At 71.6% G+C, this 23,312-nt stretch carries 16 protein-coding genes and 1 pseudogene; 13 read left to right on the plus strand and 4 right to left on the minus strand.

The window, feature by feature from the left end:
* Positions 1–244: 244 nt before the first annotated feature.
* The 7 genes from NUM_RS17115 (at position 245) to NUM_RS17145 (ending at position 12,166) form a co-directional block, all read left to right on the plus strand.
* Positions 245–3,142, plus strand: coding sequence for an ATP-binding protein (locus NUM_RS17115; RefSeq protein WP_207125859.1), 2,898 nt, complete (start codon positions 245–247; stop codon positions 3,140–3,142).
* A gap of 341 nt (positions 3,143–3,483) precedes the next feature.
* Complete coding sequence (locus NUM_RS17120) at positions 3,484–5,937, plus strand: hypothetical protein (RefSeq protein WP_207125860.1); 2,454 nt, start codon at positions 3,484–3,486, stop codon at positions 5,935–5,937.
* Between the two features lie 12 nt (positions 5,938–5,949).
* The gene (locus NUM_RS17125; RefSeq protein ID WP_207125861.1) at positions 5,950–7,146 is read left to right on the plus strand and encodes a S53 family peptidase; all 1,197 of its coding nucleotides are present in this window, start codon (positions 5,950–5,952) and stop codon (positions 7,144–7,146) included.
* Positions 7,147–7,155: 9 nt separating this feature from the next.
* The gene (locus tag NUM_RS17130) at positions 7,156–8,352 is read left to right on the plus strand and encodes a hypothetical protein (RefSeq protein WP_207125862.1); all 1,197 of its coding nucleotides are present in this window, start codon (positions 7,156–7,158) and stop codon (positions 8,350–8,352) included.
* A 1-nt stretch (position 8,353) separates the two neighbouring features.
* Complete coding sequence (locus NUM_RS17135; protein ID WP_207125863.1) at positions 8,354–10,825, plus strand: carboxypeptidase regulatory-like domain-containing protein; 2,472 nt, start codon at positions 8,354–8,356, stop codon at positions 10,823–10,825.
* A 333-nt stretch (positions 10,826–11,158) separates the two neighbouring features.
* On the plus strand, positions 11,159–11,416 hold the full coding sequence (locus NUM_RS17140) for a hypothetical protein (RefSeq protein ID WP_207125864.1): 258 nt from the start codon (positions 11,159–11,161) through the stop codon (positions 11,414–11,416).
* A 420-nt stretch (positions 11,417–11,836) separates the two neighbouring features.
* Positions 11,837–12,166 (plus strand): AQJ64_40280 family protein, encoded by a 330-nt coding sequence (locus NUM_RS17145; RefSeq protein WP_207125865.1) that lies wholly within the window; start codon positions 11,837–11,839, stop codon positions 12,164–12,166.
* Between the two features lie 75 nt (positions 12,167–12,241).
* Here NUM_RS17145 and NUM_RS17150 read toward each other — a convergent pair whose 3' ends face one another.
* The 3 genes from NUM_RS17150 to NUM_RS17160 all read right to left on the minus strand — a co-directional run bounded on the left by NUM_RS17150 (position 12,242) and on the right by NUM_RS17160 (position 15,172).
* Positions 12,242–12,835 (minus strand): GNAT family N-acetyltransferase, encoded by a 594-nt coding sequence (locus tag NUM_RS17150; protein ID WP_225918641.1) that lies wholly within the window; start codon positions 12,833–12,835, stop codon positions 12,242–12,244.
* 439 nt (positions 12,836–13,274) lie between these two features.
* On the minus strand, positions 13,275–13,916 hold the full coding sequence (locus tag NUM_RS17155) for a response regulator (protein ID WP_207125866.1): 642 nt from the start codon (positions 13,914–13,916) through the stop codon (positions 13,275–13,277).
* Complete coding sequence (locus tag NUM_RS17160; RefSeq protein WP_207125867.1) at positions 13,904–15,172, minus strand: sensor histidine kinase; 1,269 nt, start codon at positions 15,170–15,172, stop codon at positions 13,904–13,906. The genes NUM_RS17155 and NUM_RS17160 overlap by 13 nt, the downstream gene beginning before the upstream one ends.
* Positions 15,173–15,341: 169 nt before the next feature.
* On the opposite strand from NUM_RS17160, the gene NUM_RS17165 reads away from it, so the two are divergent.
* The 6 genes and pseudogenes from NUM_RS17165 to NUM_RS17190 all read left to right on the plus strand — a co-directional run bounded on the left by NUM_RS17165 (position 15,342) and on the right by NUM_RS17190 (position 22,448).
* Complete coding sequence (locus tag NUM_RS17165; RefSeq protein ID WP_225918642.1) at positions 15,342–16,109, plus strand: ABC transporter ATP-binding protein; 768 nt, start codon at positions 15,342–15,344, stop codon at positions 16,107–16,109.
* The gene (locus NUM_RS17170) at positions 16,106–18,640 is read left to right on the plus strand and encodes an FtsX family ABC transporter permease (RefSeq protein ID WP_207125868.1); all 2,535 of its coding nucleotides are present in this window, start codon (positions 16,106–16,108) and stop codon (positions 18,638–18,640) included. The genes NUM_RS17165 and NUM_RS17170 overlap by 4 nt, the downstream gene beginning before the upstream one ends.
* Positions 18,633–19,721, plus strand: a complete 1,089-nt coding sequence (locus NUM_RS17175; RefSeq protein ID WP_207125869.1) for a serine hydrolase domain-containing protein — start codon at positions 18,633–18,635, stop codon at positions 19,719–19,721. Before NUM_RS17170 ends, NUM_RS17175 begins: the two co-directional genes overlap by 8 nt.
* Before the next feature lie 291 nt (positions 19,722–20,012).
* A complete protein-coding gene (locus tag NUM_RS17180) occupies positions 20,013–20,957 on the plus strand; it encodes a DNA glycosylase AlkZ-like family protein (RefSeq protein ID WP_207125870.1) in 945 nt (314 codons plus the stop codon).
* A gap of 43 nt (positions 20,958–21,000) precedes the next feature.
* Positions 21,001–21,420 (plus strand): annotated as a pseudogene (locus NUM_RS37930) (TetR/AcrR family transcriptional regulator C-terminal domain-containing protein); the annotation flags it as partial.
* A gap of 23 nt (positions 21,421–21,443) precedes the next feature.
* Positions 21,444–22,448, plus strand: coding sequence for a S1 family peptidase (locus NUM_RS17190; RefSeq protein WP_207125871.1), 1,005 nt, complete (start codon positions 21,444–21,446; stop codon positions 22,446–22,448).
* A gap of 214 nt (positions 22,449–22,662) precedes the next feature.
* Here the strand turns inward: NUM_RS17190 and NUM_RS17195 are convergent, their stop codons facing one another.
* On the minus strand, positions 22,663–23,205 hold the full coding sequence (locus tag NUM_RS17195) for a GNAT family N-acetyltransferase (RefSeq protein WP_207125872.1): 543 nt from the start codon (positions 23,203–23,205) through the stop codon (positions 22,663–22,665).
* Between the last annotated feature and the right edge of the window lie 107 nt (positions 23,206–23,312).

Genomic DNA, 23,312 nt, shown 5'->3' on the forward strand with positions numbered 1-23,312 from the left:
ATCTCGCAACCTCGTCGCCGTTCATGGCTTGTCGCCGTCGGGCTTCGCTGATCGCGGCCGCGGCGCGAGCCAGCACGCCGACCGTGCGTCGAGGTTCGATCGTCTGCTCGTGGCATCGCGCTGGGCGGAGCCGAGCGTGGCCCCAGGTCGCTGCCGCGGTGTCGATCAGCGCAGGCGGCACTTCCCAACCACGCTGATCTTGGGTAGCGTCCGGCGCTGACCGGCTGGCCGCGGGAGGTGAGCGATGACGGCACGGGAACCGCGCGACGTCGGCACCGTTCTCGTCTCCCGCCCGCGCTTCGTCGGCCGGCACCGCGACCTCGCGACGGTACGCGACGCGCTGGCGCAGTCGCCCGCCGTGGTGCTGATCGAGGGTGAGGCGGGCATCGGCAAGAGCCGGCTGCTGCGCGAGGTCCTGGCCACCGCCTCCGGCCCGGTCCTGGTCGGCGGGTGCCCACCGTTTCGTGTCCCGTACACGTTGGGGCCGGTGGTCGACGCGGTGCGCCCGGCCGCCGACGATGTCGCGGCGCTGGGTCTGAGCAGCCTGGCCGGTGCGCTGCGGCAGCTGTTCCCGGAGTGGGCCGAGGCGCTGCCGCCGGCGCTGGAGCCGGCGGAGGACGCGAGCGCCGCCCGGCACCGGCTGTTTCGCGCCCTGGTGGAGCTGATGCAGGCGCTCGAGGCGAGCGTACTGGTCGTCGAGGACGTGCACTGGGCCGACGAGGCGACGCTGGAGTTCCTGCTGTTCCTGGTGTCGCAGGCGACCGTGAGCCTGGTCGTGACGTACCGGCCGGAGGAGGTGGCGGCCGACTCGCTGCTGCGCCGGCTGTCCTCCGGGCTACCGGTGGGTACGGCCCGGGCCAGGGTCTCGCTCACCGCGCTCGATGTGGCGCAGACCGCGGAGCTGGTGTCGTCGATGCTGTCCGACGAGCAGTTGTCGGACAGCTTCGCCGAGTTCGTGCGGGAGCGGACCGACGGTGTCCCGCTGGCGATCGAGGAGTCGGTGCGGCTGATGTCCGAGCGCGCCGACCTGCTCTACCGGGACGGCCACTGGGTCCGGCAGGATCTCGCCGACATCGCGGTACCGCCGACCGTGCGGGACGCGGTGCTGGAGCGTACCGCCCGGTTCGGCCCGGCGACGCTGACGGTGCTGCGGGCGATGGCGGTACTGGTCGATCCGGCCGACGAGGACCTGCTCGTCGGCGTGTCGGGGCTGGCGCCGGAGGTTGCGTGCACCGCGCTCGCCGAGGCACTGGATGCCGGCCTGCTGGACGAGGACGAGCGGGGGGCCGTCTCGTACCGGCACTACCTTGCCTCCCGCGCGGTCTACGAGGCGACCGCCGTCCGGGAGCGGCGCACCATGCACCTGCGTGCGGCCCGGCACCTGGAGCGGTCGACGCCGCAGCCGGTCGGGCGGTTGGCTCGGCACTTCGGCGAGGCCGGCGAGTCCGCCGAGTGGTTCCGCTACGCGGAGCGTGCCGCCGACGCCGCGCAGCTCGCGGGCGACGAGGCGACCGGCGTCGCGTTGCTCGACAGCCTGATCACCTACGCCACCACCGCCGCGCCCAACGAGGTGGGCCGGCTGACCTACAAGCTCACGTTCGCCTCGGTGACCGACGAGCAGCGCTACAACCGGCTGATCGCCGCATTACGCTCCACACTGGACAGTGATGGGCTGGCGCCGGTGCCGCGGGCCGAGGTGCGCGCCCAGCTCGGCCGCCTGCTGCTGCACCGGTCGCACTACGCCGAGGGGTACGCGCAACTGGAACGTGCCGTGCCCGACCTGCCGCGTGGATCCATCCAGCTGGCGATGACCGTTGCCCTGCTCAGCTACCCGGGCTGGGTCGACCGCACGGCGCAGACCTGCCGGCGCTGGCTGCAGCAGGTACCGCAGCTGACGGCCGGGCTGCCGGCGACCGAGCGGCTGCGAGTCGACGTGGACCTGATGACCAGCCTGCTGGCTCTTGGTGAGCAATCCGGTTGGGAGGTGGCGGCGGAGCTGTCGACGGCGACCGGGAGCGCTGTCGACCGGCCGCACGTCGCGCGGGTCGAGGTCAACATCGGCGACCTGGCCCTGCTGTGGGGCCGCAACGTCGAGGCCCGACAGCGGCTGGACCGGGCGCTGGAACTCACCGACGCCGGTCGGTACCAGCGGTTACGGAGCATCGCGCGCGCCAACCTGTTGCGGCTCGACTGGCGTACCGGCAACTGGGTGGGCCTGGCTGCACGCGCGGCGGCGCTGGCCGACGACCCCGAGCTGTCCCCGGGCAGCCGGCGGGAGGCGGCACTGGTCGCGGGTGCGCTCGACGCGGCGGGCGGCGATGCCGAGCGGGCCGTTCGTCGACTCGAACTGGTCGTGGACCAGACGCTGCCGCCGCGGACGGTGGGGATCGCGGTGGACCCGGTCGCCGAGCTGGCGATGCTGTGGCTCGGCCAGGGGCGGATGGCCGACGCGCTGCGCATCGGCGGCGAGGCGGTCGAGCTGATCGCGCGGAGCGGCCTGTGGATCCTGGCCACCGCGCCGGTGCCGGTGTACGTCGAGGCGCTGGTTGCGGCGGGCCGGGCGGACGAGGCCGCGGCGCTGGTCGCCGACTTCGCCGCCGGGTTGGGCGAGCGGCAGATCCCGGCCCCGCGGGCCGCGCTGCTGCTGTGCCAGGCGATGCTGGCCGAGGCGCGCGGCGCGTCGGACGAGGCCGCCGCCCGCTACGAGCAGGCCGCGCGGGCGTGGGCCGCGCAGCCGCGTCCCTACGATGCGCTGCGGGCGACCGAGCGTCGCGCCCGGGTACTGCTGGCCGCCGGTGACCAGGCCGGTGTTCGGCTGCTCGACGAGGCGCGCCGCGGGTTCGCCCGGCTGGGCGCCACGGTCGCCAAGGAGCGCGCGGCGGCAACACTGCGTGAGCACGGCGTCGCGCCGCACGGTGGTGGGCGGCCCAGCTACGGCGACGAGCTGTCGCCGCGCGAGCGGGAGGTCGTCCGGCTGGTGGCGGCCGGACGAACAAACCCGGAGATCGCCGCCGAGCTGACCCTGTCCCGGCAGACGGTGGCGAGCCACCTCCGTTCGGCCATGCGGAAAGTACGGGTCGACAGCCGCACCGCGCTGGCCGTGCGCGCGGTCGGGCTCGGTGTGCTCGACGCCGACGAGTAAACCCCGCCGGAGCGCAAAAAACCCTCATCCGATCACTCGTCGGCGGGTGTGACGAAGGCGCAGACTCCGGGTCGACCCGGCCCCGACCACGGAGTGGACGCCTCATGCCCGATGACCCGTCACGCCCACCTGCGGGGGGCGCGGACCCGACGACCGGCCGGCCTTCCCGGCCACCGGTCGGGCCCGACGACGCCCGGCCCGTACCGGGAGACGCAACGTCGCCCATCGACCCGTGCGGCGGCGCCGGCCCGGAACGTACCGATCCGACGCCGTCGGACGACGGGTACCGGCCACTCTGATCGCCGGCCACCCGCCGGATCGGACCACACAGGGAGGACAGCATGAAGATCCCCAGCAGGGCAGTCTCGGTCGCCGCCGGGTTGGCGCTGGTCGCCGGCTCGGTTGCGGTGGCCGGGGTCGTGACCGCGGCACCCGGCGGCTCCACCAGCCCACCGGTCAGGGTGGAGCGCCATCCGGGACCGGCGACGCCGGCTCGGCCGGCCGCACAACCGAAGGCGCCGTCGAGCGCGACCGTCACGTTGGTGACCGGCGACCGGTTCCGCGTCGACACCAGCGGCGACGGTACGCAGAGCGTCTCGGCCCTCGATGCCGGGACCGCCGACGGCGCCACGTTCTCGATGTTCGGCTTCAACGGCGACAAGTACGTGATCCCGAACTCCGCCGCGCCCTACCTGTCGTCCACGATGGACCTGCGCCTGTTCGACGTCAGCTACCTGGTCCGGGCCAAGCTCGACGACGCGCACAGCAAGACCGTGCCCGTCACGGTGTCCGGGCACCGGGGTTCGGAGTTGCCGGCACTGTCCGCGGCCAGCGGGACCGGCACCGTGGCCAAGAAGAGCGCCCGGGCGTTCGGCACGATGCTGGTGAAGCAGTGGCGGGACAGCCGCAGCGGCGCGTCGGACACGCCGGTCGGCACGCTGCCCGGCGGTGGAAGGCTGACCCTCGAGCGCCCGGCCGGGGCACCCGCGCTGCCCGTTGCGCCGGCGCTGGCTCCGGCGGCGAAGCCGGGCGGTGCGGCGCCCAAGGCCGCGCCGCTCAGCGCGAAAGCCGACAGCAGCCCGGCCCTGCCATACCACACGTTGACGGTGGATCCGATCGGCCGGGACGGCAAACCCGCCACCATGGTCGGCGTCCTGCAGAACGTGGACGACTTCACCCGTGGGTGGGTGCTCGTCGGCCTGCCGGGGATCCAGGGCGCGTCGAACTTCAGCGTCCCGGAGGGGAAGTTCAACCTGGACTTCGCGGTGATGAGCGGGCCCGGCGACGACCTGAGCCTCCAGTCCAGCCTGGTCGTCAAGCCGGAGGTGTCGGTCACCAAGGACACCACCGTCACCCTCGATGCCCGCCAGGCCAAGCTGTACGAGGCGACGGTGGATCCGGCTCCCAGCGGCTACGAGCAGGTCGACTACCTGTCGATGACCCGGACGTCGGTCACCGGCGGCGCCACGCGGGTCCAGCCGTACGGCTTCGACTCCTACTTCTACTACGTCGCGATGCGGATGCTGCGCGGGTTCGACCAGCAGAACCCCTTGTACGTGACCCCGACCGAACCGGTACGCACCGGCTCGTTCGACTTCGGGGCGCAGACCGAGATCGTCCAGTCCACCGGAGGGCTCAACCCCGGCCCCCGGTACGCGCTGGAGTTTCCGAACCGGGGCCAGATCCCGTCGACACTGACCCATCACGTGACGAAGGCGGACCTCACGACCGTGCACAGCACGATCCACGCCGGGGCCTGCTCGACCTGCACCACGCAGCCGCAGGTGCTCGCCAACGTGTTCACGCCGTGGAGTCAGAGCAACGTCACCAACGGGTCGAAGGTGCCGGTCGGGGAGCGCACCGACTACTGGTACACCAGCGAGCCGGACCTGACCGTCTGGCAGGCCGCGATGAACGGCAGCGACGGTACCCGCCGCTGGGACCGGCGGCGGCACATCCATCCCGGCGAGGTGATCACCGAGGACTGGGACCGCGGACCGGGCGTGCCGTCGCCGGCCATGCCGTACCAGCAGGAGCCGAAGGTCGGCATCGGCACCGGCAGCGTGGTGGTGAGCGACCCGTGGCTGGGCGTGTGCGGCGCGTGCCGGCAGGACGACAACGCGGTGCTGTTCCTCCAGCCGCTCGGTGACGCGAACCCCGCGCACTACGCCGGCACGAACGGCATCTCGGCCGCGGCGTCGTCGCTTCGGTTCTCCCGCAACGGAACGCTGGCGCTCAGCTCGACGGCGAACTCCGACGGCGGTCTTCGCCCGTACCAGGTGCCGCTGCCGATGCTGTCGGGTGCGGCGGACTACGAGCTGGACTGGGCCTACACCCCGAACGGCAACAGCGAGCAGCAGGTCGACACGGACTGGACGTTCCGTTCCGCGCCCGGCGACGCGGCGGCGAAGCTGGCCGACGACGAGGACTGCCCGCCCGATCCCGCCCGCGGTTGCTCGTTCCTGCCGCTGCTGTTCGTCACCTACGACCTGCCGCTGGACAGCGGGTCGCACGCGCCGGCCGGCGACGCGTACTCGTTCGGCTTCACCGTCGCGGGCCAGCAGCACTCGACGCAGCAGGGGTCCGCCGCGACCGTCTCGGTGTCCTACGACGACGGCAAGACCTGGAGCGAGCCGCAGGAAGCGACCGGTACCGGCGACGGCGGGTTCAGCACGACCGTGCAGCACCCGGAACTGGCCGGCACCAACGGCTACGTGTCACTGCGCATCGCCGCCCACGACGCGGACGGCAACGCGGTCACCCAGACCATCATCCGCGCCTACGCGCTGAGCTAGGGAGAGTTCCCCATGCCTCACACACGATTTCGGCGCCGGATCGGAACCGTCGCCGTCGCCGCCGGGCTGCTCGCGGCGGCGATGGCCGGAGCCACCGCCAGCGCCGCGCCAGCAACCCAGGTCACCGTCCAGCGGGCCTGCTCCGCACCCGCCGCGGGGTACGCTGCCTGCTTCGCGATGCTCGACAGCGATGCGAAGGGCCGGCCGCTGAGTCGCTCGGCTGCCGCGGCCGCCGACCTGCACCCGTTCCTGGCCGCCGATCTGCAGGACGCCTACGACCTGCCGTCCGACCTGCTGGGCGCGCGGCAGACGATCGCGATCGTGGACGCCTTCGACGACCCCAACGCCGAGTCCGATCTCGCCGTGTACCGCAAGGCCAACGGGCTGCCCGCCTGCGACGCCGACTTCCCGTGCTTCAAGAAGGTCAACCAGCGGGGTGGCACCACGCCGCCGCCGGCCGACGCCGGCTGGGCGGCGGAGATCTCGCTGGATCTCGACATGGCCTCCGCCGTCTGCCCGAACTGCCAGCTGCTGCTGGTCGAGGCGGACGACAACAGCATCGAGAATCTGGGCATCGCGGTCGACACGGCGGTGGAGCTCGGCGCGGACGTCGTCTCCAACTCCTACGGCGCCCTCGAGTGGAACACCGAGCTCGCCGACCTCGCCGGCCACTACGACCACCCGGGTGTCACGATCGTCGCGTCCTCCGGAGACAGCGGCTTCGGCGCCCAGATGCCCGCCGGTCTGCCCACCGTGGTCAGTGTCGGCGGTACCTCGCTCTACCAGGACGACTCGGCCCGCGGCTGGGGCGAGCGGTCGTGGCGGCTCGCCGGCTCCGGCTGCTCGGCGTACGTGCCGAAACCGGCCTGGCAGAAGGACAAGCTGTGTAGCAAGCGCACCATCGCGGACGTCTCGGCGGTCGCCGACCCGAGCACGCCAGTCGCCGTGTACGACACGTACGGCTCCGCAGGCGGTTGGTTGGCACTGGGCGGCACCAGCGCGGCGGCACCGCTGATCGCCGGCGTCTACGCGCTCGCCGGCAACGCGACCACGGTGCCGGTCCAGTACCCGTACTCGCACGCCAAGGCGCTCAACGACGTGACCAGTGGCCCCGCCGGCAGCTGCGGCGGTGGCTACCTGTGCAACGCGGCCCCGGGATACGACGGGCCGACCGGACTCGGCACCCCGCACGGCATCGGCGCCTTCTAGGAGATCCCCATGCATATCACCAGAACCAAGGTCGCGCTGGCGGTGGGCGTACTGCTCGCCTCCGCGGCCGCGAGCACCTCCGCATCGGCCAGTCCGGCCCGACCGGACCACGGCTGCACGCCGAGCTGGCAGCTGGTCGACACCCCGACCAAACCCCAGAGCGCCACCATGTTGTCGGCCGTCGACGCCGTGTCCACCAGCGACGTCCGTATCGCTGGGTACGCGGACTCGACCGGGCAGCCATGGCTGACCCGCTTCGACGGCCGGTCGATCGCCGAGACGACCCAGCTCCCCACACTGTCGGTGCTGCCGCTGAATGCCGATGTCTCGGGGTACTCGTCGGCCAGCGAGGGCTGGATGTTCACCTCGCTGAGAGCGGCCCAGACCGTGCAACGGTGGCACGACGGGCGATGGACGATGATGCCGCTGCCGGTCGCACCGGATCCGGAGCACACGACGCTGTCGCTGGCAGGCGTCGATGCGCTGTCGGCGAACGACGCGTGGGCGGTCGGCGGCACCTACAAGGCCGGTGCCGGGATCGTGGGCAACATGAGCCCGCTCGGCGCGCTGACCGAGCACTGGGACGGCCGTTCCTGGCGGATCGTGCCGAATCCCGCCGCGGACACCCCGGACACCGTGCTGTCCGCGGTCGCGGCGCGATCCGCGACCGACATCTGGGCGGTCGGCTACCAGGCCGTCGGCTCCGGGTACGGCACGTTCACCGAGCACTACGACGGCACCTCGTGGACCGTCGTACCGAGCCCGGAGGGCACCGGACGCTCCTCGTTCCGGGACGTGAGCGTCGGCGCGGACGGGGCGGTGTACGCGGTCGGCAGCCAGCTGCTGGCCGGTAGCGCCACCGCCGCGGCGCCGCTGGCCGCGCGCTGGGACGGCCACGCCTGGCAGCTGATGGACCTCCCGGATCTCGGCAACGGCCGGATGAACGCCGTGTACGCGGCCGACGCGAGCAGCGTCTGGGTGATCGTCGAGGTACCGGACGGTGCGCACACGTTCGCCCACTGGGACGGCTCGACCTGGGCCACGGTCGAGGTGCCGGGGCCGAAGGAGCTCGGGCTGCGCTACTACTACACCGCGATCGACGGCACTGGCCCGAACGACGTCTGGGCGGTCGGCTCGGTGTCCGACAACTCGTTCCTCGACCTCACCGACCCGCAGGTCGCTCACCTCAGCTGCGGAAGGAAGTGACATGGCCCGATCCAGAAACAGACGATGGTGGACGGTGCTGGCGCTGGCCGCCGGTACCCTGCTCGCCACCGCGCCGGCCGCCGCCTCGGTACCACCGGGGCAGGACACCGCCGCGCCGGCCACGACCCGCTCCTGCGCCGCGGACCCGGGTCCGGGCAAGGTGTCGTGCTTCGCGCTGCAGCGCACGGATGTCAAGTCCAGCAAGGGAATCCTGCCGAACGCGGTCACCCCGTCCGGGTTCGGGCCCGGTGACCTGCAGTCGGCGTACGCGTTGCCGTCGGCCACCGCGGGCGACGGCGTGACGGTGGCGATCGTCGACGCGTACGACGATCCGACCGCCGAGTCGGACCTCGCCACCTACCGCGCGCAGTACGGCCTGCCGCCCTGCACCACCGACAACGGCTGCTTCCGCAAGGTCGACCAGCGGGGCGGCACCGACTACCCGGCCGAGGACATCGGCTGGGCCGGGGAGATCTCGCTCGACCTCGACATGGTCTCGGCCGCCTGCCCGAACTGCCACCTCCTGCTCGTCGAGGGCGACGACAACTCGATCGACGCGCTCGCCGCGTCCGTCGACCAAGCGGTCGCGATGGGCGCGAAGTACGTGTCCAACAGCTACGGCGCGACCGAGGACCCGGCGGAGGGGGATTACGACAAGCACTACCACCACCCCGGGGTCGTCGTCACCGCCAGCACCGGCGACGACGGCTACGGGGTGAGCTATCCGGCCACCGCAGAAGGTGTGGTGGCGGTCGGCGGCACCTCGCTCGGCCGGGACGCCGGAACGGCGCGGGGCTGGACCGAGAGCGCCTGGAGCGGAGCCGGCAGCGGCTGCTCCGCCTACGAGAGCAAGCCGTTCTGGCAGACCGACAGCGGCTGCGGGAAGCGGGCGGTGGCCGACGTGTCGGCGGTCGCGGACCCGAACACCGGCGTCGCGGTCTACTACAACGGATGGAAGGTGTACGGCGGGACCAGCGCCTCCGCACCGCTGATCGCCGCGACCTACGCCCTCGCCGGCACGCCGGCCGCCGACGCCGAACCCGCCTCGTACCCGTACGACGCGGCGTTGGTGGATCCGGCTGCGCTGAACGACGTGACCTCGGGCAGCAACGGCAGCTGCGCACCGGCGTACCTGTGCAGTGGTGGTCCCGGCTACGACGGGCCGACCGGGCTCGGGACCCCGAACGGGGTCGCCGCGTTCACGTACCAGGCGGCCGGCGCCGTCGGCGGCACCGTGACCGATTCCGCGACCCGCGAACCGGTCTCGGGCGTCGAGGTCGCGGCGATGGGCCGCACGGCCACCACCGGCGCGGACGGGAAGTACTCGCTGCCGCTGCCGGCAGGCACCTGGGAGGTGACCGCTTCCCGTCGCGGGTACCAGGCGAAGACGGTCACCGTGTCCGTCACCGACGGCGGCACCACGACCCAGGACCTCGCTCTCGACCCGACCCCGACGGTGGCGGTCACCGGTACCGTCGCCGACGGCTCCGGTCACGGTTGGGGCCTGTACGCGACGGTCACCGCCTCGGACGGCACCAGCACGCACACCGATCCGGCAACCGGAAAGTACGAGCTGAACCTGCTGCGGAACGAGAAGTACACCCTGCACGTCGCCGCGGTCGACGGCGGCTACACCACGCAGGACGTCGACGTGGAACTCGGCACCGAGACGGTGTCCCAGGACGTCACGCTGACGGTCGAGGCGGTGTGCACGGCGGCCGGCTACCGGGCCACCGAACACGGTACGGTGCAGCCGTTCGACGGCGGCAGGGCCCCGAAGGGGTGGCGGGTCGCCGACCTGAACCACCAGCAGCCCGGCTACGACTACAAGCCCGGCTGGCAGTTCAGCAACCCCGGCTCGCGGGACAACGACACCGGAGGCGAGGGCAACTTCGCGGTGGTCGACTCCGACCACAGTGGACAGCACGCCATCCAGGACACGACGCTGACCGCACCCACCTTCGATCTGTCGGAGGCGACCGCCCCCGCGATCACCTTCGGTACCGACCTGCGCGGCGCGGTGAACTCCACCGCCACCGTGGAAGCCAGTACCGACGGCGGGAAGACCTGGAAGTCGGTGTGGCACAAGGCAGGTACGACCAGCGTGCGCGGGCCGGTGGTCGTCGAGCTGCCCGCCGCCGCCGGGCACCAGTTGACCGTGCGGTTCCACTACACCGGGAACTGGTCGAAGTGGTGGGAGATCGACGATGTGTTCGTCGGCAACCGCAGCTGCGATCCGGTCGCGGGCGGCATGGTCGTGGGTAGGGTGACCGACGGCTCCGGCGCCGGACTGTCGGCCACGGTGACCGCGGCCGGCACCACGGTGCACGGTGACACCGACGGCCGGTACCGGCTGTTCGCCCCGACCGGCGACCAGTCGGTGACCGCCGAAGCGGCAGGCCACACCCCGGCGACCAGGACCGCCACGGTCACCGCCGACCGCACCACCAAGCTCGACTTCACCCTCTCCTGAAACCCGGCCGAAGGGGCACGCAGCGAACGACGCGTGCCCCTTCGGCCGGTACTGCCACCGCTCCGGGACACGCGGTACGGCCGGATCCCGCACCGACGAGAGCGGACCGCGCCCGACACCGCATTCCCCGTGCGTTCGCGGGATGGCCGAGCGCCGGCCACACGCCGCGACGGCCGAACCGAAGTCCAGGGCGACTCTGCCGCGGCGCCGTCGATCACGATCCGGTTGCCGTGTGCGCTCCGTCACTGTGCGCATGCTTCCGTCGCTCCACACTGGGGATCCTGCAGTCGGCTCCGGCACGGCTTGTCACCGTCAGGCACGAAGAGGATGAACATGGGAACCGACAGCTGGCGCAGCGTGGACGGGGAGTGGGTGGTCCAACGGCTGCCGGGCTGGATTCGAGATGGGCGCGCGGGCGCCGACTTCTACCAGGTCAAGCGACTGGGTCGGCTGGTCGCAGAACTCGACCGGTTCGAAGCGGTCGCCGAGTACGTCGCGATCGATCGTCTGGTGGCTGATCCTGCCCGGTCCACGGCGATCCCCGGCCAGCGCGGCGATCCGTACGATCCGAGCCGGCTCGGACCGCGCTGAGCAAGCCAGGGCGCGCGTTGCCGAGCCCGCTACGGCCCCTGCTGCGGATGGCGCAGCGTCCGACGGTGCCGAGCGAGGGGCGGCGGCTCCGGGGCGCGGCGAGCAGGACCAGCCGTCCCGATGGAGATGGGTACGGTCGGCGGGGTCCCACCGCGCGCGAGAGCGACGTCGAGAAGAGCGCGCCCCACGCCCGGCTGGTCGAGGTCGCGTACCACGCCGTGCGCCGCTCGTGCAGCACCGGCGTCGGGTTGGTACGAGGGTGGCCAGCCGCAGGGGATCTCCCCGATGCGCGGGTCCGCCCGGGTCGGTTACAACTGGTCAGTGCCGGCCCACGGCACCGGACCACCACGCGCGGTTGGACCGGACTGCCGCCGGGCAGGCGCACGGGCGGCGGGGAACCTCTGACAACGGAAGGTGGGCATGGACACCATCGTCGAGTGGGTGGACGCGCGCGAGCGGCTGCCGGAATCCGGGTGGCCGGTCGCGGTGGCGGCCACCGGCCGGTATCCGGACGGTGAGCACTTCTGGATCGTCCTCGCGTCGGTCTTCCACGCCAGTCACCGGGACGGGGACGGGACCGAGCATCGCGACTGCTTCGTCGACTCCGACGGCGTCGTCCGCCTGCCCTATGGCAGGCCGTGCGACGAACCGGTCACGCACTGGGCCTACCCGCCCGCGTTGCCGGGCCGGTCGCAACACGCGGTACTGGGCGATGAAGCTGTCGCCGCGGTGGCAGCTGCGCTGCACTGAGCGACGCGAACGCGGCGCCGCGGTATCGATGCACCCGGTAGGTCATCGCGATCCGACGGCACCGGAGGGGCGGGCTCACCGGTCTGACGATGGTGGCGCGGCAGGAACGTCGGCACGCATCACCCAGCGCCACTTGGCGATCTTGCGATCGCGGACGAAGCCGAACCGCTCGTAGAGCTCCTCGGGGCCGGTGTGCAGATACGCCCCGCGCTGCGGCGGCCGATCCGCGGTTTGTTCGGGGTAGGCCTCGACGACTCCTCCGCCGGCTCGAGCGATGGCGTCGAGGGCCCCCTCGACAGCAGCGCGAGCGACGCCTCGTCCTCGGTGTCTGTTGGCGGTGAAGATGCAGCCGATCCGCCAGGCCGGCGTATCGGTGGCGGTCGAGTCGTACTTCTTGCGGTTGTTGATGTTCGGCAGCTCGGCCGGCGTGCCGTACTGGCACCAGCCCACGCACTCGCCGTCTGCGTACACGAGGATCTGGTGGACCGTTCCGGCCATCGTGTGGGCCCGCTTCGCGTCCCGGTTGCCTTCCGGCGTGTGGCCCCGGCCGACGCCTTCGGGATGGAACCCCATGCACCAGCATCCGCCCCACACGCCGTTGTGGGCCTCGACCAGCGCAGCGAAGTCCGCCCACGTCTCGGCGGTGAGGGGCTTGGTCGTCAAGCTCACGATCCGACCCTATAGCGACTGGCCCGGTCGCGCGACGACTTCAGCGCCGTTTCCGATGCCGGCGTACCGCGACGATCCTACCGGCGGCCCCGGCGGCGCGGGCCTCGACGAGTGATCCCTGGCCGGCGACACGCGGTCGTCTCGGGTCACCCGGCCGCGTCCACTGCCGGCAGCGCCCCAAAGGCGCCGTCGCGGTCCAGGACAGCTGACCCGCGCGTGGATTGCCTGACGGGCCTGCTTTCGTGGGCAAGCAAGCGCTCGGCTGCCCTGGCTTGCCGACAGCGCAGGCGCCCCGTCTGGCCCGGCCTGTGCTTCCGGCAGATCATCCTGGACCGCTCGACGCTCCTCGAGGGAGCGCCCAGGAGGCGTCGGTGCCGTGCGCCATCGAGGTCACCGTGCGGCAGGCGAGGACACGTCCAGCCAGCTCTCGGCGCGGCGGTCACTGTTCGCGTAGGTAGGTGAGGACCGCGCGGACTCTGCGGTGGCCGGCATCGTCGGCGAACAGCCCCAGCTTGCTGAAGATGTTGCGGATGTGTTTGTTCACCGCAGGCTCGGTGACGTGCAGTTTTGCCGCGATCTCGCCGTTGCGGTCGCCTTGGGCCACCAGTTCCAGTACGTCCCGCTCACGTGCGGTGAGCGCGGTCAGCGGGCTTCGGCCACGCCGCATCAGCGTGCTGACCACCTCGGGGTCGAGGACGTTCTCGCCTCCCGCCACGCGAGCGACGGCGCTCATGAAGTCCTCGACGGCACCGACCCGCTCCTTGAGCAGGTAGCCCACCGCGCCGGCGTCGTCAGCCAGCAACTCGCTGGCGTACCTGGTCTCGACGTGGGCCGACAGCACCAGTATCGGGAAGCCCGGACGCCTTGTGCGAACGTCGATGGCGGCCAGCAGGCCCTCCTCGGTGTAGGTCGGCGGCATCCGTACGTCGATGATGGCCAGTTCGGCGTCGTGTTGCTCGATGGTCGCGTAGAGACTGTCCGCATCGGGAAGGGTGGCGACGACGTCGATCCCCTCCGCCCGTAACAGCGCGGCGAGGCCCTCTCGGAGCAAGGCGTCGTCTTCGGCGATCAGGACTCGCACGGCAGCTCCATCCGTCCCGATGTCGGTCCACCCTGTGGACTCGTCACCGCCAGGGTGCCGCCCAGTGCCTCGACTCGTCTCTCGATACCCACCAGTCCGGTGCCTCTCCTCCGGTCGGCGCCACCACGGCCGTTGTCGGTGACGGATGCGCTGATGCAGGTACGGCCGTTGCTGCTGCTCCAGCTGACCTCGATGACGCATTCGGTCGCGTCGCTGTGCTTGCTCACGTTGGTCAACAGTTCGGCGATCGAGAAGTACACTGCCGCGCCGACCGATGCCGGCGTCGGCAGGGCGCTGGCGACGTGCAGGCGGGTGGGAATCGGCATGCGGTCGGCGAGCAGGCCAAGCGAGGGGACGAGACCTTCTTCGGCCAGCGTCGGGGGATAGATGCCCCTGATGATGCGGCGCATCTCGGCCAAGGCGTCGCGGCTGGCCTGCTGCGCCTTGTCCAGGGTTTCCGCCACGTCGCCGACACCGGTGTCCAACTGGCGTTGTGCGGTACCGACGAACATGGAGACGGCCACGAGGCGGTTCTGCGCCGCGTCGTGCAGGTCCCGCTCGATGCGCCGTAGTTCGGCGCTGTGTACGTCGAGGGCCGAGTGCCGGCGTTGTTGTTCCAGCTGCACGCGCAGCCGCAGTTGCTGGTTGTGGGTCGGCGTCAGCAACAGTTCGGCGAGCCTCGCGTCGGCGATCGAGAACATCGGGGTGACGGCCCACCATGCCATCAGGCCCGCGATGCCGATCAGCCCAGAGGCCGCGGCCCACCACCAGGAGGTCACCGGGAACAACTGCTCGGCAGGTTTGCCTTCCGGCATCGCCCACCAGTAGCCAACGAGTGCCACCGCCTGCAGCGCGGTCAGCGGCAGCAGGATCGTCAACAGGCCCAGCCGGATGCCCACGACGATCCGCTGAAGCAGAACGGCCAGATCGCGCGGCACGGTGCCGTCGGCAAGGCGCGACCCGCCGGCGTTCGCGGGCAGGTAGGGCGAACCGAGATGCCGGCCGAGAAGCCGCCCGACCCGCACCCGCTCGCGGTCACACCAACGATGCAACAATCCCGATGCCACGCCGGTGAGCAGGAGTCCGACGCCGACGATGCACAGCAGGGCGACCAGCAGCACGGCGACGAGCACCAGTAGCCCGCCGAACCCGGCAAGGGTGCTGGCGGACAGGTAACGCAGCGACCGAGCGAACTGCCGTGCCGACAACGCTTCACGCGGCCGCCACCTGGTGCCGGCTCCCCCCGTAACGCCCACGCATTCACTCTACGGCGAGCGGGCTGACCTGCCTCCGGGCGGCGCACGCTCGCGGCCATGGCCGAGCAGGGTACAGCCAGCACTACCTGAGGGGCGGGCACTCGTACTGCCCTCGATTCGGGTGCGCGCAGTACCGCGGCAGGCCCGTCGACCTCCTACCGTCGATCGTGTGACGGTAGAAGACAGGACTCGTCGTGGCCGTGCCGATGGGCAGCCGGTGACGGTTCGCGGGCTGAGCAAGAGTTTCGGTTCCGGGCCAGGGCGCTTCTGGGCTCTGACCGACATCGACCTTTCGCTCACGCCGCGGACCTTCACCGCGATCATGGGTCCCTCGGGCTCGGGCAAGACGACCTTGCTCAACTGCCTGTTGGGTCTGGACAAACCGGACACGGGATCGGTCAGCATCGGCGGCCAGAACATCACCCGCCTCGACGAGGCGGGCCTGGCCGAGCTACGCCGCTCGCGCGTCGGCGTGGTGTTCCAGTCCTACAACCTGATCCCGTCCCTGACGGTGGCCGACAACATCTCGTTGCCCCTGCGGTTGGCCGGTCGACGCATCGACGGGCGGCGGGTACGTGAACTGGCCGAGATCGTCGGGGTGGCGGCGACGCTGCAACGCCGGCCGTCCCAGCTGTCGGGCGGCCAGCAGCAGCGGGTCGCCTTCGCCCGCGCGCTGATCACCGATCCGGAGCTGATCGTCGCCGACGAGCCGACCGGCGCCCTGGACACCGCGTCGAGCGATGTGGTGCTGGGGTTGCTGCGCTCGATCGTCAGCGATCTCGATCAGCGAGCGCTGCTGGTCACGCACGATCCACGCGCCGCCGCGGTCGCGGACCGGGTGCTGTTTCTGTCCGACGGACGCTGGCAGGGCGAGCTTCGTGGAGCTACCGCCGGTCAGATCTCGGCGGCTCTCACCGATGTGGGGCGGCGCCCGTGAGCGGCCTCGCCCGACTGATGCTGAGAGGACGCACGGGGCAGGTCGCCGCGCTGGCTGTCACCGTCTTCTTCTCCGCCACCGTGGTGGGCGCTTTCGCCGTACTGCTGGAGACCGGGACCCGTGGCCAGGTCTCCACCGGCGAGTACCGCAACGCACCACTGCTGATCGCAGCACGGCAGTCGACCCCGGTCAGCGGCGACGTCGACCTGGCGACCCCGGGCCGTGCGGTACTGCCCGCCGCTGTCGTCGCCGACCTCCACCGGGCACTGCCGGGCTCCCGCATCGTGACCGACCGGATCGTGCCGGCGGCCTTCCAAGCCGCGGGCAGTGACTCTGAGCCGGCAGACGTGCATCCGTGGGCGGCGTTCGCACTGGGCGACCGCACGCTTTCGGCCGGCCACGCCCCCCACCGCCCCGACGAGATGGTCCTGCCGCGAGAACTGGCCCGCTCCTACGGGTTGAACATAGGAAGCCGAGCTCGGTTGGGTTTTGGCGACGAGGCGGTCGAGTACACCGTCGTGGGCACCACCACGGCCGACGACCGGGGTGTCGACGCACCGGATGTCTACCTCGACGACGCCCAGATCGCCGCACACGGCAATCCTGATCACCGGGTGGCGGCCATCGGCGTCTGGCCCAGCACGAAGCCGGACGCTCGGGCCCTCGACCGGCTGGTGGTACGAGACGGCGCGCGGTTGTGGCAGCGCGACCACCGAGGACCACTCGAGGTCGTCTCGCAGGGCCGAGCCAAGGCGGACCTCGTCTCCTCCGCGGCAGCGCTCGGTGCCATCGCGCTCATCGTGGCGGTCTTCACCGTCATGGCGCTCACCTCGCTTCAGGTCCGGCAACGGTCCCGGGAACTGGCGATGCTCCGGGTCGTCGGTGCCACGCCGCGGCAAGTGAAACGGCTGCTACGAGCCGAGATCCACGTGGTTGCGGGGTCGATGGCGCTGCTTGGCGGGGTGGCCGGACCCGCGCTGGGTGTGGTGCTGGTGGGCGCCATTCGATCCTGGGGGGTGGTGCCGCGCACCCTGCATCCCGTGCTCGGTCCGTTGCCGGTGGTGCTGGCGGCCCTGGCGGCATTCGCCGCCGCGGAGGTCGCCGCGCGCGTGGCGTTGCGCCGGGTCGTACGCGGCAGTCCGCTACCGCATCTGGACGACGGCGACGACGCGGCCCGTGCACCGCGAGTGGTCCGCCGAACCATCATCGGGCTTGCGGTCCTCGCGCTGGGTGCGGTGATGGCATTGGCGCCCTTGTACACCTCCAACGTCGATGTGGCCACGGGACTCCCGGGGTTGTCCGGGCTGGTGATGGCGCTGTCGATCGGCCCGCTGAGCCCGGCGGTGGTGCGTATCGCTGGATGGATCGTGCGCCGGCCGGCGACCCGGGACCCCGCCGCGTACCTGGCGTTGCAGAGCATCCGGCACCGGGCCGCCCGGGTCGGTGGGGCGCTGTCCCCGATCGTGCTCGGAGTCGCCCTGGGCACGGTCCAACTCGCCGGCTCGGCCACGACCGGCGCCGTCGCGTCCGCTCAACACGATGCTGGCTCCCGCGCGGATCTGACGGTGTCCTCGGATACGACTGGCGTCGGCGAGCGCACCGTCAGGCTCGTCCGTGACGCCGCCGGCGTCGGTGCCGTGACCCCGTACGTGTCCACCGACGTCATCGTGCACGCACCTGCCGGCACCGGCAACGGTCCACAAACGCTCGCGGCGCTCGGGATCGCCGGTGACGAGCCGGGACGCTACGCCGACCTCGAACCTACCGACAGCCGGCCGATCCACCTCCGGCACGGCGAGGTTGCCCTTGGTGTACTCGGTGCCGCCGAGCTCGGCGCCCAGGTCGGAGACAGCGTCACCGTCGTGTTGCCGGACGGGCAGGCGATCACGCGTCGCGTCCGCGCGCTCTACCGACGTGGGCTGGGATTCGGCGAGGTGCTGCTCCCCATCGGGGATCTGCAGTCGGCAACCGCCACCGGGGCCCCGTCCGGGCTGGCCGTCACCGTCGCCGCGTCCGAACAGAAGTCGGCGGTGGTGCGCCGGCTGAACGACCGGCTGACCAACCATCCCGGCATTCGGGTGGTCGGCCTCTCGAAGGCCGACGCCGGACGTGCGCCGAGCGGCGGAGACAGGTTCGGGCTGCTGATCCTGCTCGTGCTGTTCGGCTACATCGCCATCGCCGTCACCAACTCCCTGGTCACGGCGACTCTCGCACGCAGATCGGAGCTCGCGTTGCTGGCTGCCGTCGGGACGACCCCGCGCCAACTGCGTCGGGTGTGGCGCTGGGACGCCGCTTTCCTCGCGGTCACTGCCTGCCTCGTCGGCACCGCTTTCGCCCTGCCGGGACTGATCTCGATGACGTACGCGCTCAGCAACGGCGACCGCAGTGCGCCCGCACTCGATCCGGTCGCCTACGGCGCCATCGTCGCCTTCGTCATCGTTCTGGTCCTCGTCGCCACGGCGCTGCCTGCGCGCACGATCCTGCGCGCGCAACGACAGCGCGCCTCTCGCCGGGGTTCTGACGATGCGTGACGCGGCGGGGCAGCTGCGTCGCGACGTGGATGCCATCCACGCCCTGGGAGTGAGCGGCGTACAGGCCCGCGCGATCGGGCCCGACGGCCGGCAGTGCGTTGCCGTCAGCGGGTCCGCCGACGTGACCACCGGACGACCGGTCTCGCCGTACGGCTACTTCCGCATGGCCAGCACATCCAAGACGATGATCGCCACCGTGATCCTGCAACTGGAGGCTGAGAGCAGGTTGTCGTCGAGCGACGTGGTCGAGCGTTGGCTGCCGGGGCTGTTGGGTGCAAACGGCAACGACGGCCGTCGGATCACGCTGCGCCAGCTGCTCCAACACACCAGCGGGCTGCACGACGATCTGCCCGGATACACCACCCCGCAGCAGTACCGCCAGCACCGCCACGACGTCCACAGCTCGGTAGAACTGGTTGCTCGGGCGCTGGAGCACGCCCCCGACTTTCCACCAGGTGAAGGCTGGGCCTACTCGAACACGGGCTACATCCTGCTCAGCATGATCGTTCAGGTGGTGACCGGGCGCGTCGCACACCGGGAGATCGAGCACCGCATCCTGCGGCCTCTCGGCCTGGACCAGACCCGCTGGATGGGAATGGTGCCGACCCTGCCTCGACCGCATTCCCGCGCGTACCAGCTTTTCGGCCCGCGGTGCCGCGTCGACGTCACCGACCAGGTACCGGTAGACCACGAGAACCTGTCCTGGGCCACGACGACACGAGACGAGAACCGGCTCCTTCGCGCGCTGCTGGCCGGCCGCCTGCTTCCGCCGGACCAGCTGGCGGCGATGAAGCGAACCGTTCCCGTCAGTTCGGAGGTGCAACACCTGTGGCCCGGCGGCCGGTACGGCCTCGGCGTGGTCGAGCGCCCCCTGAGCGGCGGAGGAACGTACTGGAGCCACGAGGGCGGCGATGGCGGCTACATCACGCTCAACGGTGTCACCGCCGACGGTCGCCGCAGCGCGGTGGTGTCCATGTCCGAAGCTCGCGGCGACACCGCGGAACACATCCTGGCACAGGAGAATGCCGCCAGCGCCCTGATCGACCACGCCCTCAGCGTTTCGGACCCCGGTGACGCCTGACCCCCGCCGGTGGCGGTAGCCGTACCGCGCTGCGTCGACCCGGCCGGACCCGCCCGCCGCCCGGATCAATGGCGGCTACATGGCGGGGAGGTCCTATCAGGCCGGTACCGTGGCCTTCGGTGGTCGGGAGTTGAGCCGCGCCGCGCGGACAGCGGGGGAGGGTGTGTGATGGCGAGATCGGCCCCGGCAGGATGGCGGTGGCCGCAGGCACACGCGGTTCGAGCGGCACGCCACCTGCTCACTGCCCGGGCCCCTGATCGCCCGCACCCGCCGGACCTGGTTGCGGAGCGGGTGGCGGGGTTGCAGGCGCAGGTCGACCGGGTGCCCGCGCTCAGCGTCCTGGCGCGCGGTGGAGCCGCGGGTGCCGATGCCGGATGGTCCAACCTGGTGCGCACCTGGGCGATGCGCGGGACGCTGCACCTGGTGCCCGAGACCGAGATCGCGCACTACGCCGCGGCGCTGGGCGACAGCATCGCCGCCCGGGAGACCCGCCTGTGGCCCCGCCGGGGGGTCGAGGCGTCGGCGGAGGACCGGCTCAACGACGCGATGATCCAGGCCCTGCGCGCCGGACCGCTGGGCCGGCGCGAACTGGCCGGGCAGGTCGGCGCGCTGCTCGGCGCCCCCTACCGCACGCTGCTGGAACATCCCTGGGGCATCGGCCTCAAGCCCGCGGTGGCCCGAGGCCTGCTGCGGCTGCGAGGCTCGGGCACCGAGATCACGCTGTCGCTGCCGCCGACACCGCCGGCCCCGGTCGAGGTGGCGGCCGCGCAGCGTTGGCTTGCCGGCAAATACCTGACCGCCAACGTCTTCGGTACGCCGGCCGCGTTCGCCGCCTGGTCGGGCCTTCCGGCCGCCGCCGCCCGTCGCGCTCTGGCCGCGGCAGACGAGGGCCCCGTCACGATCGAAGGCACCGCCTACGCGCACGCCGGGCCACTGGATGCCGGCATCGAGGATGACCACCTGACGCTGCTGCCGGAGTTCGATCCGTACCTGCTCGCGGTCGCAGACAAGGACGGGTTCTGCGGCGACGACCGCACGCTGCTGTACCGGAAGGGTGGCTGGGTGTCGGCGACGGTGCTTCGGGCCGGGATGCCGATCGGGACCTGGAAGCTGCGGGATCGGCGCAGCGGCAGGATCGAGTTCGCGCCCATGACCGGGTGGAGCGCCGCGCTGCGGCGTCGAGTCGAGCAGCAGGCGGGCCGGTTCACCGACTTCCTCACCACCGAGCGCACCTGAGCGACGATCGCGAGCAGGCCCGGGGCTCGCGGGTACGCCTCGGGAGCGGTGGCGCTCGTCGCGGCAGCGGGCGATCGCGGCAGCGCTCCAGGTGCGCGAGCTGCCGATGGTGTCGAGGTTCGGTACCGAGTCCTACCGCGCCACCGAGCCGGACGCGGTGTTCGAGTTCGGCCTGCGGCGCGTGCTTGCTGGCATCGATGCCCTCATCGAACACGGCGACCTACCCGCGCGGCGATCCGAGACTGAACCGCGCCGGGCCCGGGAACGGCGGCATACCGAAAATGTCGACGCCCGCCGACGGGGGACCGGCGGGACGCGTCCGTCCCACGACTCGGCGTCGGGCAGCGCGGCGGCGGGTCATGGCAGCAGACGACGGGTCGGTGCTACGCGGTGGCGGGATCCTGCCAGACGGTTTCTGAGGCATTTGCGAGTGTCTATACTTTTGTCCGTTTGCTCCGTCTGATCCCCTCTAGTAAGGAGCTCTCCATGCATCGCAGACTCGCCGGGCTCGCGATCCTCGGCGTTGGCGTACTGACCGCCGCCGGCATCGGCAGCACCCCAGCACAGGCCGCTCCTGCGCTGTCCGCCGCCGTCCAGGCCGCGGCCGTGCCGCAGGCCAACACGGTCGCGCACCGCCTCGGCAACCAGAACGCGGGCGTCTACCTGGACCGCAACGGTCATGCAGTGGTCACCGTGACCTCGGCCGCCGCCGCCCGCACCGTACGGGCGGCCGGGCTGCGCACCCGCGTCGTGCACTACAGCGCGGCGTCGTTGACGAGTACGAAGAAGAGCCTGGACCGGCTCGCCGGGGTGCCCGACACCGCCTGGGGCATCGACACGGCACACAACCAGGTGGTCGTCACGATCTCGGACTCGGCACCGAAGGCCGGTGCGGCGCGCGTGCTGGCCGCCGCTCAGCGGTACGGCAGCGAGGTACGTGTCGAGCACACCACCGGGCACTTCAGCACCTACGTGCGCGGCGGCGACGCGATCCAGAACAGCCAGGCGCGCTGCTCCGACGGGTTCAACGTACGGCGCAACGGTCAGCTGATGGTGCTCACCGCCGGGCACTGCACCAACCTCGGCGGCACCTGGTCGCCGATGGGTGGACAGGTCGTGGCGAGTAACTCGCCCGGTGGGGACGAAGGGCTGATCACCAACCCCAGCGGCAACGGCCCCAGCCAGATCAACACCGGCCAGACGATCAGCTCCATCGGTCAGCCGACCCAGGGCGAGCAGGTCACCAAGAGCGGTTCGACCACCGGCGTGACCGGAGGCACCATCGAGGCCGTCGAGCAGACCGTCAACTTCGACGTCGGCGTGATCTACCACCTGTTCGCCACCGACGTGTACTCCGACCACGGTGACAGCGGCGGCCCCGGCTACAACGGGTCGACCGGCCTCGGCACGTTGACCGGCGGCGACACCCAGACCACGTTCTTCTACCCGGCCTGGCGCGAGTTCAACGACTACGGCCTCACCCTGCCCTAGCCGTGCACGGCAGCGCCTCCCGGCACCGGACTCCGGCAGCCGGGAGGCGCTCGCCTGCGTGCGTACCGCCGGACGCAGGCGATCTCAGCGGCGCGGCGAGCCGATATCGCCGGCGCGGGGAGGGGCCCCGCCCCGGCCTGACAGCCGCGGTTCGCGCGCGGGACAACGGCGCCGAAGTCGTCTCGGCCACCGCCCTCCCGGGAGCCGGGTCACTTCATCGGGCGTCTCGTGGCGGTTGGTGGTCGCTGGCGAGCAGGCCCAGCAGGACCAGGTCGACGAACTCGCCGTTGGCCCAGGCCGAGCTGCGCAGTCGGCCCTCCCGTACGAAACCGGCGCGTTCGGCGGCACCGAGCATCCCGACGTTGTCGGCGAGCGTGTCCACCTGAAGCCGTTGCAGGCCGAGCGTCTCGAAGCCGTACCGGCAGAGCACCCGCACCACGTCGGTGCCCAGTCCCTGGCCCCGAAACGCGGGCAGCACCGAGAGTCCGACGTGCGCGTTGCGGTGGTGGGTGTCGATCGACCAGAGGACGGCTTCGCCGGCGAGTCGACCGCTGGCCAGTTCGACCACGGAGAACTCGGCCGCGTTGTCGACCGGCCCTCGCACGGCGTACGGAGAGTCGGCGAGCTGGCCGATCGGTCGCCACGGCCGGGAGTCGGCGCGCGAGCGCATCACCACATCGTCGTACAGCTCGGAGTGCAGGACGGGGACATCTTCCTCGCGCCGGGCTCGCAACCCGACCTTGGCGCCACGCATCATCTCCGGTTACTACCGCACCGGATGCCGGGTCCGAAACCGAGATTCCGCGAGCGCGCTGAGCGTCTCGTGCCGGCGGCGAGGCGGGGTGGCGGCCGGGCCGCCACCCC

Source organism: Actinocatenispora comari, from assembly GCF_017312725.1.
Taxonomy (GTDB): Bacteria; Actinomycetota; Actinomycetes; order Mycobacteriales; family Micromonosporaceae; genus Actinocatenispora; species Actinocatenispora comari.